The 13,420-nt window shown below is 66.4% G+C and carries 12 protein-coding genes and 2 tRNA genes; 7 read left to right on the top strand and 7 right to left on the bottom strand.

What is annotated here, in order from left to right; translation table 11 throughout:
• Positions 1-130: 130 nt before the first annotated feature.
• Both QFW81_RS06545 and QFW81_RS06550 read right to left on the bottom strand, forming a co-directional pair.
• The gene (locus tag QFW81_RS06545; protein ID WP_280577863.1) at positions 131-1,180 is read right to left on the bottom strand and encodes a pyridoxal-phosphate dependent enzyme; all 1,050 of its coding nucleotides are present in this window, start codon (positions 1,178-1,180) and stop codon (positions 131-133) included.
• 129 nt (positions 1,181-1,309) lie between these two features.
• Positions 1,310-1,828, bottom strand: a complete 519-nt coding sequence (locus QFW81_RS06550) for an Lrp/AsnC family transcriptional regulator (RefSeq protein ID WP_280577865.1) — start codon at positions 1,826-1,828, stop codon at positions 1,310-1,312.
• 86 nt (positions 1,829-1,914) lie between these two features.
• Between QFW81_RS06550 and QFW81_RS06555 the strand changes: the two genes are divergently transcribed.
• Both QFW81_RS06555 and QFW81_RS06560 read left to right on the top strand, forming a co-directional pair.
• Positions 1,915-3,339: a M20/M25/M40 family metallo-hydrolase gene (locus tag QFW81_RS06555; protein WP_331488043.1), complete on the top strand. Its 1,425-nt coding sequence runs from the start codon at positions 1,915-1,917 to the stop codon at positions 3,337-3,339.
• A 13-nt stretch (positions 3,340-3,352) separates the two neighbouring features.
• Positions 3,353-3,979, top strand: coding sequence for a glutathione S-transferase family protein (locus tag QFW81_RS06560; protein ID WP_280577866.1), 627 nt, complete (start codon positions 3,353-3,355; stop codon positions 3,977-3,979).
• A 48-nt stretch (positions 3,980-4,027) separates the two neighbouring features.
• Here QFW81_RS06560 and QFW81_RS06565 read toward each other — a convergent pair whose 3' ends face one another.
• Positions 4,028-4,921, bottom strand: a complete 894-nt coding sequence (locus QFW81_RS06565) for a LysR substrate-binding domain-containing protein (RefSeq protein WP_280577868.1) — start codon at positions 4,919-4,921, stop codon at positions 4,028-4,030.
• Between the two features lie 132 nt (positions 4,922-5,053).
• On the opposite strand from QFW81_RS06565, the gene QFW81_RS06570 reads away from it, so the two are divergent.
• On the top strand, positions 5,054-5,824 hold the full coding sequence (locus QFW81_RS06570; RefSeq protein ID WP_280577869.1) for a glutathione S-transferase family protein: 771 nt from the start codon (positions 5,054-5,056) through the stop codon (positions 5,822-5,824).
• A gap of 572 nt (positions 5,825-6,396) precedes the next feature.
• Here QFW81_RS06570 and QFW81_RS06575 read toward each other — a convergent pair.
• Positions 6,397-7,641 carry an FG-GAP repeat domain-containing protein gene (locus QFW81_RS06575; protein ID WP_280577870.1) on the bottom strand — a complete coding sequence of 415 codons (1,245 nt, stop codon included), beginning with the start codon at positions 7,639-7,641 and terminating at the stop codon, positions 6,397-6,399.
• A gap of 193 nt (positions 7,642-7,834) precedes the next feature.
• Complete coding sequence (locus tag QFW81_RS06580; protein WP_280577871.1) at positions 7,835-9,373, bottom strand: S41 family peptidase; 1,539 nt, start codon at positions 9,371-9,373, stop codon at positions 7,835-7,837.
• A 123-nt stretch (positions 9,374-9,496) separates the two neighbouring features.
• On the opposite strand from QFW81_RS06580, the gene QFW81_RS06585 reads away from it, so the two are divergent.
• The 4 genes from QFW81_RS06585 (at position 9,497) to QFW81_RS06600 (ending at position 11,883) form a co-directional block, all read left to right on the top strand.
• Positions 9,497-10,825 carry a winged helix-turn-helix domain-containing protein gene (locus QFW81_RS06585; protein WP_280577872.1) on the top strand — a complete coding sequence of 443 codons (1,329 nt, stop codon included), beginning with the start codon at positions 9,497-9,499 and terminating at the stop codon, positions 10,823-10,825.
• Between the two features lie 271 nt (positions 10,826-11,096).
• Positions 11,097-11,172, top strand: a tRNA-Ala gene (locus QFW81_RS06590).
• Positions 11,173-11,221: 49 nt separating this feature from the next.
• Positions 11,222-11,297, top strand: a tRNA-Glu gene (locus tag QFW81_RS06595).
• 373 nt (positions 11,298-11,670) lie between these two features.
• A complete protein-coding gene (locus QFW81_RS06600; protein ID WP_280577874.1) occupies positions 11,671-11,883 on the top strand; it encodes a hypothetical protein in 213 nt (70 codons plus the stop codon).
• A 28-nt stretch (positions 11,884-11,911) separates the two neighbouring features.
• Here QFW81_RS06600 and QFW81_RS06605 read toward each other — a convergent pair whose 3' ends face one another.
• Together QFW81_RS06605 and ppsR are read right to left on the bottom strand one after the other, a co-directional pair.
• Entirely contained in the window at positions 11,912-12,415 is a 504-nt protein-coding gene (locus tag QFW81_RS06605; RefSeq protein WP_280577875.1) for a DUF1249 domain-containing protein, read from the bottom strand.
• Between the two features lie 151 nt (positions 12,416-12,566).
• Entirely contained in the window at positions 12,567-13,388 is an 822-nt protein-coding gene (gene ppsR / locus QFW81_RS06610; RefSeq protein ID WP_280577876.1) for a posphoenolpyruvate synthetase regulatory kinase/phosphorylase PpsR, read from the bottom strand.
• Positions 13,389-13,420: the final 32 nt, after the last annotated feature.

A 13,420-nucleotide genomic window follows, 5' to 3' on the forward strand; every position in this document is an offset into this window, starting at 1 on the left:
GCGCCAAAACCGGACGATCGGGTGAGTGCAGGGCCGGGCTACGCGAAGGATCCGCCTGATCCTACACTTCGCATAATGCCTATTATGTTATTGAGTTGGCAAGCCGAAGCCAACGCCGAACAGTCGCGGGTCATGTTTCTTCGACCGCAGCCTCGGTGTTGCACATCAGCACGACGCTGTCTGCGTTGAGCCCATACTCCTGGCGCTTCTCGGGGTCTGCCGATGCCACCAGGAAGCCGGCTAGACCGGCCGCGCCGGACGGCGTCGATGCGAGTGCGGCGAAGGCCTGCAAGTCAACTCGACCCGATTCAAGCTGGGCTTCGTCCAGCAACAGCGATTGGGCACGATGCTCCAGGAGAATTTTCACTGCCGGCACGGAGGCGACACCGCAGGACAGCATCTCGGCCGTTGTTTCAAGCGAGCCTTCTATTCGCACTGGCCGCCCCTGCTGCAGTGCCCGGGCAACACAAGCCGCATTGCCTGGCTCGACGACAACGAGGCGGGCGGGCTCCGCCATGACAGGACGCAGGCCGACGGCGACCGCCGCTGCCAATCCACCCACTCCCGCCTGCACGAACGCATGGGTCGGACGGATATGGCCCAAGGCCTCGAACTGCGCTGCAAGTTCGTCCGTAATCCGTCCATACCCGGCCATCACGTCCCGCACCACCGGATCGAGTGGATCCGAAGTGGTGTCGGAGATCAGCAGCCCGCCTCCGTGCTCTGCCGCTGTCCTGGCAGCGATCACCGCATCGTCGTACGTGCCTTCGACCAGGACCACCCGGGCGCCGACGGCCTGGATCCGCTTTACCCGGACCAGGCTCGCAAGCGCAGGCAGGTAGACGGTGGCCAACACGCCTAATCGCTGCGCAGCTGACGCGACCGCCAGGCCGTGATTGCCATCGCTTGCGCATACCAGGTGCGGCAATGGCACCGGACAGCCACCGGAGGTCGAGGAGGCGGCTACACGTCGCTTCATTGCCTGGAATGCCGCGGTGATGCCGCCCAGCACCTTGAAGTTGCCCAGCGGGCGCTCGGCTTCGTTCTTTATGAAGACTCTGGCTACCCCGGTGGCCTTCGCCAGTTCGGGAATCTCCAGGAGAGACGTGGCCTGGTAGCCGTCCAGAATCTCGCCAGGATTCAAGTCACGTTGCGATGGCGGGAATGGTGCTGCTTTCATGCCGACAGTATGTCGACGCACCTTGATCCATTTCGGGCGAAAACCGAGTGCGTGGCGCGGTTTTTCAGCTGATCCACAGGCAGGGACAGGTAAATCCCACCGAAGACCCGACCTCGCCCCGACGGTCTGCTAGTCAGCCGGTTCGGCGGGGACCGGGATGGTCAGGCCGCGCTTCACCAGGCTCAGCGCGACATTGGTGGTGAAACGCTTGACGTTGGCGTTCTCACCCACCATGCGTGCCATCAGTGCGTCATAGGTTTCCGTGTCGGGCGCGGTGATCACGAGGATGAAGTCGGCTTCTCCCGTCACGTAGAACGCCTGCTGGATGTGCGTCTGCGCGGCGAGCCAGGCCCTGAACTGCGCCAGCAGTTCGGGGCGTTCGCGCTCCACCTGGACAGCGACGATGAACGAGGTCGGCCGCCCAACGTACTTGGGGTCGACCACCGAAATGTCGCGGACGATCACCCCTGACTCGCGCAGCCGGCGCACCCGGCGCTGGACAGCCGACGGCGACAGGGCCACCTGTTCGGCCAGGCGCTCAGCCGTCTGGACCGCGTCCTCCTGAAGGAGATTGAGAATCTGGCGATCGAAGCGGTCCAACGTCATCCGGCAATGATACTGCGCGCCACGTGCCGAAAAAAAGCGCATCGCCGGTCGGAATCGCCGCGTAACGACGCGGACCGATGGCTAGCATTTCCACCTCCGATCAAGAGGCGACGATGGAATCTACCGCAATGAAGGCTTTCATCGAGGACGCATGGTCCTCGCAGGTCATGCCTGCACTTATGTCCTATATGGCCATTCCCTGCGAATCGCCAGCGTTCGACCCGCAGTGGCAGACGAACGGATACATGGACCAGGCCGTCGACCTCATGGTGGACTGGTCGCGCGAACAGTTGGCGACGATGGTCGGTGTGACGATCGAAGTCGTGCGACTGGGTGGGCGTACGCCCGTGATCTTCATCGAGGTCCCTGGCGATGCGCGTGTTCCGGTGCTGGTCTACGGCCATCTGGACAAGCAACCGCCCATGGAAGGGTGGAGCCATGGCCGTTCGGCGTGGGTGCCGTCGCTGGAGGGTGATCGACTGTACGGGCGAGGTGGTGCCGATGACGGCTACGCGCTCTTCAGTGCCATCACCGCCCTGCGAGCAGTGCATGCCCAGGGCATCGTGCTACCGCGCTGTACGATCCTGATCGAGGCCTGCGAAGAATCCGGCAGCGAGGACCTGCCTGCCTATGTCGCACACCTTGCCGAACGCATCGGCACCCCCGCGCTGGTCGTCGCACTCGATGCCGGCTGCGGCAACTACGACCAGCTCTGGCTCACGACGTCCTTGCGCGGACAGGTCGCCGGCACCTTGACAGTCCGAGTCCTGGATGAGGGCATCCATTCGGGCGACGGGTCCGGCGTGGTGCCGTCGAGCTTCCGCGTGGCACGCCAGTTGCTGTCACGCCTGGAATGCGAAGACAGCGGCGAGGTGACAGAGGCGTTCCATGCACCCATCCCGGAGCCAAGCCGCCTGCAGGCTGAGCGCGCCGCCCGGGCATTGGGCACGGCCTTCTACGCGCCGCTGCCCCTGGCCCATGGCGTACGGCCAGTGTCGGAGCAGGTCGCCGAGCTGATCCTCAATCGCGCCTGGCGTCCCCAGCTGGCTGTCATCGGTATCGACGGCCTTCCAGCGACTGCGCAAGCCGCCGCGGTCACCCAGCCCGCCACGAGCCTGAAGATCGGTCTGCGCCTACCGCCCACCGTGGATCCGCTGGCAGCGACCGAAACACTCAAGACGCTGCTGGAAACAGATCCGCCGTATGGAGCGCATGTTGTTTTCCAGCCACATCTGCAATCGAAGGGCTGGTTGGCACCAGCGCCTTCGCCCTGGCTGGAGCGCAGTGTCGAAGAAGCCTCCATGGCGGCGTTCGGGTCACCGCCGGCGTCGATAGGCGGGGGTGGTGGCATCCCGTTCCTTTCCATGCTCGGCGAGCGCTTCCCGCAGGCGCAGTTCGTCGTGACCGGGGTACTGGGCCCCCAATCCAATGCTCACGGACCAAACGAATTCCTGCATGTCCCGACCGCGATCCGGGTGACCCTTGCCATGGCTGTCCTGTTGCGTGACGCGCAACGGCATGCCGCCTCCCCCGCCACCGCCACTTCCACCTGACCCGACACCAGCCATGACCATGATGAAGCTGCTCTACCAGACCCACTCGCCGTATGCGCGCAAGGCGCTCGTTTTCGCCCATGAGGCCGGCGTCGCCGCCGCACTCGAGGTCATTCACCAGGAAACCAGCCCGACCGTGAAGAATCCCGCGGTGTTTGCCCGCAATCCCCTGGGCAAGGTCCCGGTGCTGTTGCGGGCGGACTGCGATGCGATCTTCGACTCGGACGTGATCTGCGCCTACCTGGACACGCTGCATGCGGGACCGCGCCTGATCCCGCATGAGGGAGAAGCGCGTTGGCGCGCGCTACGCCTCCAGGCCGCCGCCCAGGGGTTGTGCGACGCCGGCATCGCACTGCGCTGGGAAACCGTGCGGCGCCCGGTCGAGTTGCGGTATGCGCCACTAGGCGAAGGCTATGCGGAGAAGCTGCGGACCACCTACGACTGGCTCGAGCAGGAAATCGACGAGCGCAGCGCCGTCCACGTAGGTCACATTGCCGTGGCGACCGCCTTGAGCTGGATCGCCTTCCGCGAGTTGCCTGATTTCCGGGAAGGGCATCCACGACTGGTCGAGTGGTTTGATGCCTTCGAGGCGCGCGACTCAATGACAAGGACGCCGCTGTCCGGCGATACCCACGATTAGCTTCTGCCCGTCAGGACTGGCGGCGCACCCCATGCGACGGCTTGCCGGCTAGGCTGATTCCCTGAAGCACTCGACGAGAAATTCCACCGTCGCACGCACGGCGGGCAGCTGGCCCCGCCGATGCGGCATCACCAGCGTGGTCGTCACCGTGCCAGCGTTCCACTCCGGCAGTACGTGCACCAGTCGCGAGGCGGCGATCGCGTCACGACACATCCGCTCAGGCAGGCAGACGATGCCGAGTGCCGCAATGGCGCCGGCGGCGAGCACCACGGATTCGTTCGCCACCATCGCCTGCCGCGGCGAGACTTCCGCACGCTGGCCGTGCGCGCTGGACAGATGCCATGTGCTCGCTGATGGCGCCGTGAGCAGGCCCAGATGATCCCGCAGCTCGGCAGGCGACTGCGGCAAACCATGCAGGTCGATATACCCGGGCGCGGCCACGAGGATGATGGGTTCCACCATCACTTGCCGCTGCACCAACCCCGAATCCGGTAGCGGCGCGAAATGGCTCCGCACTGCGATATCCACGCCCTCCTGCAGCAGGTCGACGAAGCGGTCGGTGACGTCGAGTTCCACCCGCAGCTTCGGATACGCACGGGCCAGGCGCGGCAGTTGCGAAGCCAGATCAAGCTGAGCAACGGGCACCGATGCACTGATGCGCACCGTGCCGCTGGGTTCGGCCTGGCGCCGACGGACAATGGCCTCGGCAGCCTCGGCTTCGATCAGGGCGGCGCGTGCATGTTCATAGAAATCCCGCCCGAGCTCGGTCAGGGTGAAGCTGCGCGAAGTGCGGTGGATCAGGCGCGTCGCTAGCGAATCCTCGAGCTCGGCAACGCGCTTGCTGATCGTGGACTTGGGGAGGCCGAGGCGACGCGAGGCGGCCGCAAAGCCGCCGTTTTCCACAGCCGCGGCGAACAGCACCAGATCGTTGAGATTGATCATGTGGGTCGAACAATGTCTACAGGCGTGGACGATAAGTCCATTATTTGCCCACTACACAGCCAATGTCCATGGAAATACCTTGTTCGGGACGGCCACGATCGTCGATCAATCACACCTGAAAGGACTATCTCGATGAATGTCTACCGCGACAGCCGGCTTCCCATCCTGTTTTATGGCGTGCCCTCGGGATGCTCGTTCGGGTCCATCGTCGCCCTGGAATGGCTCGGCCGCCCCTATCAACTCTGCCGCATCGAGATGCCCGAAATCGTCAGCAGCGAACACTACAAGCGCATCAACGCGGTCGGCGAAACGCCGACGATGCGCACCGCTGCAGGCGATTTCATCAGCGAGAGCCTCGCCATCCTCAACCACATCGGCGCACAGGATCTCGATCGCGGGCTCACCTTCGCGCAGGGGACGCCGGCGTTCGACCGGTTCAACCAGGTGCTGGCGTACCTCAACACCAGCCTCTTCGACGCCTACTCGCCGTTCTGGTACGCAGTCGAACATGATCTCGACGCCCCGCAGAAGAAGGCGCTGACCGACTACGGCCGCGCCAAGGTACTGAAGGCGCACGCCGACCTTGAAGCGATGCTGGGCGACAGGCCTTGGCTGCTGGGTGAGCAGCGCACGCTTGCCGATGCCTATTTCATCGGGATTGCGCGCTGGAACGAGTACCACCGGGTCGTCGACCGCCAGGACTATCCGAACCTCCAGCGCCTTTACGACCAGCTGGAAGCCGACCCGGCGGTCGTCTTCGCCCACGCGATTGAACGGCGCGAGGCCGCGGAGGGTACAGGTGGCTTCGTTGGGGAGATTGCGCTCGATGAAGTGCTGGAGCAGCTGCCACGCGTACGTGACGTCATTGAGGTTCCCAGCATCGCTCCCGTTCTCTGGGCGTGAATGACCCGAAGATTTGATGGTGACCGGAAAGCTGGCCACAGATCCTATGTGGCTGGCCTGATCGAATAGCGCTCTCGGCTTTCCGCCTGGGAAGCCGGTCGCTTGATTGAGACGATGTCCGCTTTGGGTCGAGTGCCGCCCTTCCCTACCCCCGATAAACATCCCTAAGCCGTAACCCCGCTGGTCGTCTACAAAGGCAACGATCGCGCGGCGCGTGAATCAGTCGCAGCTCGCTTCGATGAATCAGCGGTCAGTCGAAACGCTATGGCAGTGCATCGGTCTTGCCGACGTTGAAAGTGCTTCCAGCTTTCTTTCTTGAGCGCATGAGCCAATGAAGCCGGCGGCGCCCTCTCTCGGATGTCGCGTCACAGGCGTTGGAGACGAGATCCGAACAGGACCCGCCTTCGTACGGTGCAGGTGCGCATGGGAACGTAGTCGCAGATCATCGACGCCCGGCGGGTCGGCAATAATTGTCATCCGAGCCTCAAGACAGCCAGTGTCCAAGCTCGTGGCGGTGCCGGGCACCTTTTCGCCTGGACCATCCTTATCAGGTACGGACAGCCCCGTTGGCGTCAGGGCTTTGGCCGGCTCAGGAGCAGCCTCGCCTGCGTGCCCCAGCCGCCGATGAAGATGTCGTCCACACCGTCGCCATCCAGATCGCCTACGGCCATGCCCCAGCTTCTGCCAATGGTCTCCTCCGGGATGACGGCGGACGTCACGTCGGAAAAGCGGCCGCTGCCGTCGTTGGCATAGGCGCGGACCTGCAACGGCACGAAACCGGGGACCTGGATGGGTCCGACAATGATGTCCGGCGCGGCGTCATGGTTGAAATCCACGATCGTGCCGCCCCAGGTCGAGAACGTGTTGAAGGGCATCCGGTCCACGGTCTCATCAATGAAGCGGCCCTGGCCGTCATTGATCAGCAGGCGCACCTGTGGATCCTTGTCCCAGTCCTGGTTGTTGCTGGTCAGGTTGAGCATGAGAATGTCCGGCAACGCGTCCCCGTTGGCATCGAACACGTGCATCTGCCGTGTTTCGAAAGGCGCCACGAGGTGCAGCCGCTCCGAAGCATCCGAAAACCTGCCTCGACCATCGTTGAGCAGAAGCCTGCTCGGCGGAGTCTCGTTGGCGACCAGCATGTCCAGGTCGTCGTCACCGTCCAGGTCCACGAGAACGATGTCCTGGGTGTCGTCGTCAACCGCCGGAAGATGTGTCGCGGTCACGTCGATGAAATGCCCCGGCCGCTCCGGATCGTTCAACCAGAGGAAATTTTGGCCAGACTCGGATCCGGAATTGCCTATCACGATATCCGGCAGGCCGTCACCGTTCACGTCGCCGACCGCCAACCCGTTGCCCTCGCTCAGCGCCGGGAGACGATCCGTGACGTCGGAAAATTCGCCGCCGCGACCGCCCAGGAAGAACTGGTGCGACTGGTCGTCTTCGGCCACGAAGATCAGGTCGGGGTATCCGTCGGCGTTGAAATCGGCGCTGAGCACATGCTCGGTGTCGTATGCGGCGGTTCCGAGCGCACCGCGCTTCCACGTCAGCCGCCCCTCGCCGTCGTTGAGGTAGAGGCGGTTCTCGCCGTGTTCGACCGCCAGCACCACATCCAGATCACCGTCGCCGTCTACGTCCACGAAGATGGCGTCCAGCGCGTGCAGGTCGGGGGCGGCGGGTACATGGGTATCGGTGGCATCACGATACACCGTCGCGTCCTGCCTCGGATTAGGCTCGACGGCAGATATCGGAAGCGTCGCCCCAACCATGAGAGGTGCCACGAGGGCGGGCAAATGCAGCAGCTTCTGGCTTCGGGTCATGACGTGCTCCAATGTTCCTTCGACACTTTCCACCGGTGACCAACAGCGTACCCCACGCCTGCCCGGCCGCCCTGAAGCCGCACTCTCGTCAACTTCCGCTCCCTATGCCTGTTGCCTGTCAGGGCGAGAAGAGTCAGCTATTCGGCCCCGACCCTCGATAACGTTTCGTGATTGCCACCCTGCCCTCCAGTCGCTAAGCGGACCCACCGTTTCCACGCTGCATCCGCTCTTCGCGGATGACATCCAGCGCCTTCCGCAGCACCGGATCGTCGGCACCCTCGACCAGGGGTCGCTCGATGATCATGGTCGGCACCACGCCGCGCGCTTCGAGCGCGCCGCTGGGCCGCACGATCCTGGCCTTGGGATAGCCAACGGTCAGCCCGGTGTGGGGCAGCGTGAAATGCTCCATCGCGCCATAGGTGGTGGCGAGGTCGGAGGTCTCCTCGCCCAGCACGCGTCCAAAACCGTAGTCCTGCACGATGGCGGCCACGCTGACCGCGTTCGAATAGCTGTGTCGGTTGACCAGTACGTGCACACGCCCTTCGAAACGCCGCCCTTCGCGCGGCGGCACCAGCGGAATCGGGTAGCTGACGCGGGTGCCGGGCGCCTGTCCCGCGTACAGCCTGGCGAGGTCGGCCGAGGCGCCACCTGCATCGCCCGACTGGCTGTCCAGCCGCGCGCGGTTGGCGGCCACGGTCGCCTCGCTGACGCGAATGTCGAAGGCGGGGCTGAACCGGAACGGCCGGTCGGCGATCCAGGCGAGCATCAGGTCGCTGAACGCATTGTCGCCGCCGGGGTTGTCGCGCAGATCGATGAGCAGGTCGCTTGCACCGGCGTCGAGGAACGACTCGAACCCCGCGTCGATGAAGCTGCGGAAGGCGCTGCGGTCCCAGGGATCGGCCGCTTCGGGTCGTGTGTCGTAGAACGGGCCGGGACGCAGGTAAGCGGTGGCGTTGCCCAGCATGCGGGCGTCGCGCGCCTGCATGTCCGGCGGCGTCGGTCCGGCGCGGGCTTCCTCCTCGGCGACGACCTCGGCGCGGGTGCGGGCAGGCAGCCAGGCCTTGCGTGGCTGGCCGCCCGCATCCAACAGCGTGAGTTCTACGCCCTCCACCTCGCCCGACGCCAGCCAGGCGAGCAGGGGCAGCAGGCCCTCCAGCTGCGCATACAGCATGTAGTCGGTATCGGCCGCTACCAGTTCGCCCACCGAACGCAGCCAAGCCAGCGCCGGCTTGCCGTCGATCGCCAGCACCCGGTCGCCGGGCGCGATCCCCGCGGCGGCGCCCGGCTGCTGCAGCACGAACACCTCGTCGCCCTCTACGCGCAACTGGAGCGGCAGCGCCTTCCCGCCGCCTTCGCGAAACGCCGCCCAGCGCTCGATGGGCCGGTCGATGCGGGCATGCGCCACCCGGCCGAAGGCGACGAAGCGCGTGAACCGGAGCCGGGCTTCCTGCCTGGACAGGGGCGTGTCGAGCGCGCCGCGCATCCGCTCGAACAGCGCGTCGTATTCGGCTTTCGAACGGCGCGCGAACAGGTCGTAGTGCGAGGCTCGCAGTTGCGCGTACAGCGTGTCGAAATCCTCGCGCAGCCGGGCCACGGGGATCGGCGCTTCCGGCGCTTCGGCAGCAGTGGGTGCCACGGGCTCCCCGGGCGGTACGGACGCGGCGCAGGCCGGTGCGGAGAGCAGGCTTCCGAGCAGGAACGTCCAGGCGTGGAGACGCGTCGCAATGTGCATGGGATCCTCGAATGATCGCCGACGACGCCGGCTTGCCCGCTCATCACACCCCGGGCGATCCTAGCAACCCATGACCATAACCTCCCGACTCGCTGATCGTTTCCTCCTGCGGCGGGAATCCCAATGACTTCAACGATGTGGCCGGCGCAAGTGCACGGTGGGGCGTGGACCGCCACGCGCGCCTCCGGCGAACTGTCCGGTCCCGGCGGCGTGCAGCGGCTGGAGCCCAAGCTCATGGACCTGCTGTGCGTACTGGCGAGCGAGCCCGGTCGGGTGTGGTCGCGCGAGGAATTGATGGCCCTGCTCTGGCCGGGCGTGGTCGTGGGCGACGACAGCCTGGCCCGCGCGGTGTCCAGGCTGCGGCAGGCGCTGGAGGATGACGCGAAGGCGCCCCGCTTCATCGAGACGATTGCCAAGCGCGGCTATCGATGGATCGCCGAGTCGACGGTGGTCCCCGGCAATGCGCTGCCGGGGGCACGGCCCGAGGCCGCCACGCTGGACGATCCGGCTGCCGTTGCCGTTGCGGTGCCCACTCACCATCGATCCCGCCAAGGCCGGTCTCTTGTAATTGCCACGTTCGCCGCCCTGGGACTCGCCGCGGCAGCGCTGCTGGCGTGGAACACGCTCATGCGCGACCCGCTGCCGGCGACCCCGTCCGTTGCGCGCGACACCACCACGCTCCTGACCCGCGCCGACCACTACTACTTCCAGTTCTCCCGCGCCGACAACGAAGCGGCACTCGAGCTGTACCAGCGCGTGCTGGGCCTGGATCCGGACAATCCTGCGGCGATGGCCGGGATGGCCAACGCGCTGGCCCAGCGCGCCATCCGCTGGCCCGGCGCGCCCGGACCCGAGGCGGTCGAATTCACCCGGCTGGGTGACGCCCTCGCCCACGGGCACATGGCCCGGGATCCGGCACGCAGCCAGTTGCAGCGTGCGCGCCAGCTGGCCCGGACGGCGGTGGCGCGGGCGCCGGCTTCGGCAGGTGCCTACAAGGCGCTGGGCCTGGTGCTCAGCGCACAAGGCGAGCTCGAGGCCGGACTGGCCGCTCACCAGCGCGCTGTCCAGCTCGATCCGGACGCCTGGGGCGCGATGATCAACATCGCCGACCTGCAGGAGCAGCTGGGGCGTGAGGACGAGGCGCTGCAGTGGTTCGAACGCGCCTACGAGGTGATGGCGCGCACCTACGACGACAATCCGGTGCAGGTGCGGCACTGGCACGAAGCGCTGGGCGTACTGGTGGCCGATCGCTACCGGACCCGCGGGGATCTGACGAACGCGGAGGCCGGGTACCGCCGCGTGCTCACCTTGTCGCCGTTGCACGAGGACGCGACGCGGGGCCTCGCGGCCGTGCTGTCGGCGGGTGGTGACCAAGCTGCCGCAACCCGCATGTGCCGCGAGCTGGAGCTGCGCCTGGGACGCGGAGCGGCCTGCACGCAGGCGCGACACTAGGCGCAAGTGAACGAAGGTCGCGGCAGCCCTGGCGCCCGCGCAACTGCCCAACTACCCGCGGCGCGGCCACTTTGGGCAGATGCGAACAGGACAGGCCGGACCAAGCCGTACGCGAAGCAGGATCGGCGGTCGCGATCAGGCATGCCCCGGCTGTGGCATGGAGCGTGGGCGTCCTTGCGACCAGCGAATCGGTGGACGCGGGCTGGCCTGTCGTTTCAGGTTGTTGACGACTTGCGCACCGCCCCACTACAATTTCGCGCTTTCCAGCAGTGGGGCCATAGCTCAGCTGGGAGAGCGCCTGCATGGCATGCAGGAGGTCGGCGGTTCGATCCCGCCTGGCTCCACCAAGTTTCCGACGCCGAGGCCGCGCGGAAGCGAGCACGGAAGCGATACTGCGTCCCCATCGTCTAGAGGCCTAGGACATTACCCTTTCACGGTAGCGACCGGGGTTCGAATCCCCGTGGGGACGCCACTTGTTCCAGCCGACGCCCGCGCAAGCGGGCGTCGTCTTGTCTGCCCCGCGATTGTCCCACGCGATGGTCCGGCCGCGATTCTGGGTTGGCTCGCTGCTGCGGCGGCGGCCGCGACCCGGCCACGATGAGGTTCGCAGGCAGGGTTGCCCACGTGCCCCGCCGGCTCACGGTGCCCCGCGGGAAATCTCGCCGCGTTCCGCGATGCTACCGAAGGGCCCATGCGGCCCACCCATCCGATCGCCCTGCTCCGTCGGCGGGCGTCAGGCTTTTCCTACTCCGCGCAACCGGGTTCTCCGACTGCGCGGCGCCCGCGCCGGGAGGATGCTCTGCGCGCAGTCACCGGCTGCCGGGCAAGGGCGCAGGAGCACGACCATGGAGCGTACGTTGATCGCGGTGGAACCCGACGGGCCGGATTGGCAGGTCCGGATCGACCACTATGCGGTGGCCCGCCACGTCGAGCGCGCGGACGCGATCGCCCAGGCGACGGAGATGGCGCGCGCCTGCCATGCCTCGATCGGGGTGCCCACGGGCGTACGCCTGTCGATGGGCTGCGGCGACAACGTGCTGGTGGGGGCCTGTGGATGAGCGCCGGTCGCCGGCGCCACCGGGGACATCAACCGGGGAGCCGGGCGGGCGCCTTGATCTCCAGCCGGTCATCGCGCCTGCGCAGCGTGGCCACCCCGTGCCCGCTCTCGGCCAGGTACTGCAGCCACTTGCCCAGGAAGGTGTTCATGCGCATCCGGTGGTCCACCACCTCGGCCGGCGGCGGATACATGCCGATCACGTCCTGCCAGCGACGTCCCACGTAGCAGTGGGTGGCCTCGGCCTGCCTGGCGTCGCGGTAGAGTCGCAGGAACGCGGACGGATCCGGCTCGCCGGTGACGGGGTCGCGCAGGGTGTAGGTCAACCGCAGCTCGGTGGTGTAGACGTGCTGGTGCAGCACGTCCAGCTGCACGTCGAGCCCGTTGCCGATCGCCGAGACATAGCGGCCGGGTGCCAGGTCGGCAGGCTCGAACAAACGGGTCATGCGCCGGAAATTCTCCGCGTACAGCCCCATCAGCCAGCCGAAGCGGCCGAGCCTGGGGATGCTTGCGTTGCGGGCGGCGACATCGTGCATGGATCGATCCTACACGCTGCCATCGCGCGCGTGCAGCATTGACGTGCCGCGATCGAGCGCCTACGTTAAGACTCCTGTACGGCCCGCTCCGGAGTACGCTGGCGCGCAGCCGCAGACGGCACGCGTGCCCTGCCCTGCGATACGCGGCGCGTCAGTACATCACGCGCTGTATGCCCAGCGTCGACATCACCTTGCTCGAAATCTCCTCGATCGACACGTGCGTGGTGCTCAGCACCGGGATGCGTTCGGCCCGGAACAGTTTCTCGGCCGCGATCACTTCCCGCTGGCAGGTCTCCAGCTTCGCGTAGCGCGAGTCCGGCCTGCGTTCCTGGCGGATCTGGTGCAGTCGCTGCGGATCGATGGTCAGCCCGAACAGCCGCGAGCGGTACGGGCGCAGGCGCGGCGGCAGGCGGTCGTGCTCCAGGTCTTCGTCGGTCAGCGGATAGTTGGCCGCGCTCACGCCATGATGGAGCGCGAGGTAGATGCAGGTGGGCGTCTTGCCCGCGCGCGACACGGCCACCAGGATCACGTCCGCCGCGTCGTAGTTGATCGACATGCCGTCGTCGTGCGTCAGCGCGAAATTCATCGCGTTGATGCGGCGGTGGTAGGTCTCGAAGTCGACCATGCCGTGGGCCTGGCCGACCTTGGGCTGGCGCTGCTCGCCGAGCTCGGCTTCCAGCGGCGCGATGAACGGCGCGAACACGTCCAGCATCAGCGCCCCGCTCTGCGCGATGGCCGCGGAGATCTCCGGGTCGACCGAGGAATTGACCACGATCGGCCGCACGCCCTGCGCCTGTCCCGCGATGCGGATGCGGTCGGCCACCTCGCGCGCCCGCTCGACGCTGTCCACGAACGGGATGCGGTGGGTGCTGAACTGCGTTCCGCTGAACTGGGTGAGCAGGCTGTGGCCGATGGTCTCGGCGGTGATACCGGTTCCATCGGACACGTAGAACACGGGGCGGGTCGTTGACAACGCTGTCTCCTCGCCACGGACGGAAGTCGTGG

This window comes from Luteimonas kalidii (assembly GCF_029887935.1).
Classification (GTDB): Bacteria; Pseudomonadota; Gammaproteobacteria; order Xanthomonadales; family Xanthomonadaceae; genus Luteimonas; species Luteimonas kalidii.

Excerpts from the sequence above, each read along its gene's own strand:
- QFW81_RS06545 (WP_280577863.1), bottom strand. The coding sequence starts at position 1,180 with ATGAAAGCAGCACCATTCCCGCCATCGCAACGTGACTTGAATCCTGGC.
- QFW81_RS06550 (WP_280577865.1), bottom strand. The coding sequence starts at position 1,828 with ATGCGCTTTTTTTCGGCACGTGGCGCGCAGTATCATTGCCGGATGACG.
- QFW81_RS06555 (WP_331488043.1), top strand. The coding sequence starts at position 1,915 with ATGAAGGCTTTCATCGAGGACGCATGGTCCTCGCAGGTCATGCCTGCA.
- QFW81_RS06560 (WP_280577866.1), top strand. The coding sequence starts at position 3,353 with ATGACCATGATGAAGCTGCTCTACCAGACCCACTCGCCGTATGCGCGC.
- QFW81_RS06565 (WP_280577868.1), bottom strand. The coding sequence starts at position 4,921 with ATGATCAATCTCAACGATCTGGTGCTGTTCGCCGCGGCTGTGGAAAAC.
- QFW81_RS06570 (WP_280577869.1), top strand. The coding sequence starts at position 5,054 with ATGAATGTCTACCGCGACAGCCGGCTTCCCATCCTGTTTTATGGCGTG.
- QFW81_RS06575 (WP_280577870.1), bottom strand. The coding sequence starts at position 7,641 with ATGACCCGAAGCCAGAAGCTGCTGCATTTGCCCGCCCTCGTGGCACCT.
- QFW81_RS06580 (WP_280577871.1), bottom strand. The coding sequence starts at position 9,373 with ATGCACATTGCGACGCGTCTCCACGCCTGGACGTTCCTGCTCGGAAGC.
- QFW81_RS06585 (WP_280577872.1), top strand. The coding sequence starts at position 9,497 with ATGACTTCAACGATGTGGCCGGCGCAAGTGCACGGTGGGGCGTGGACC.
- QFW81_RS06600 (WP_280577874.1), top strand. The coding sequence starts at position 11,671 with ATGGAGCGTACGTTGATCGCGGTGGAACCCGACGGGCCGGATTGGCAG.
- QFW81_RS06605 (WP_280577875.1), bottom strand. The coding sequence starts at position 12,415 with ATGCACGATGTCGCCGCCCGCAACGCAAGCATCCCCAGGCTCGGCCGC.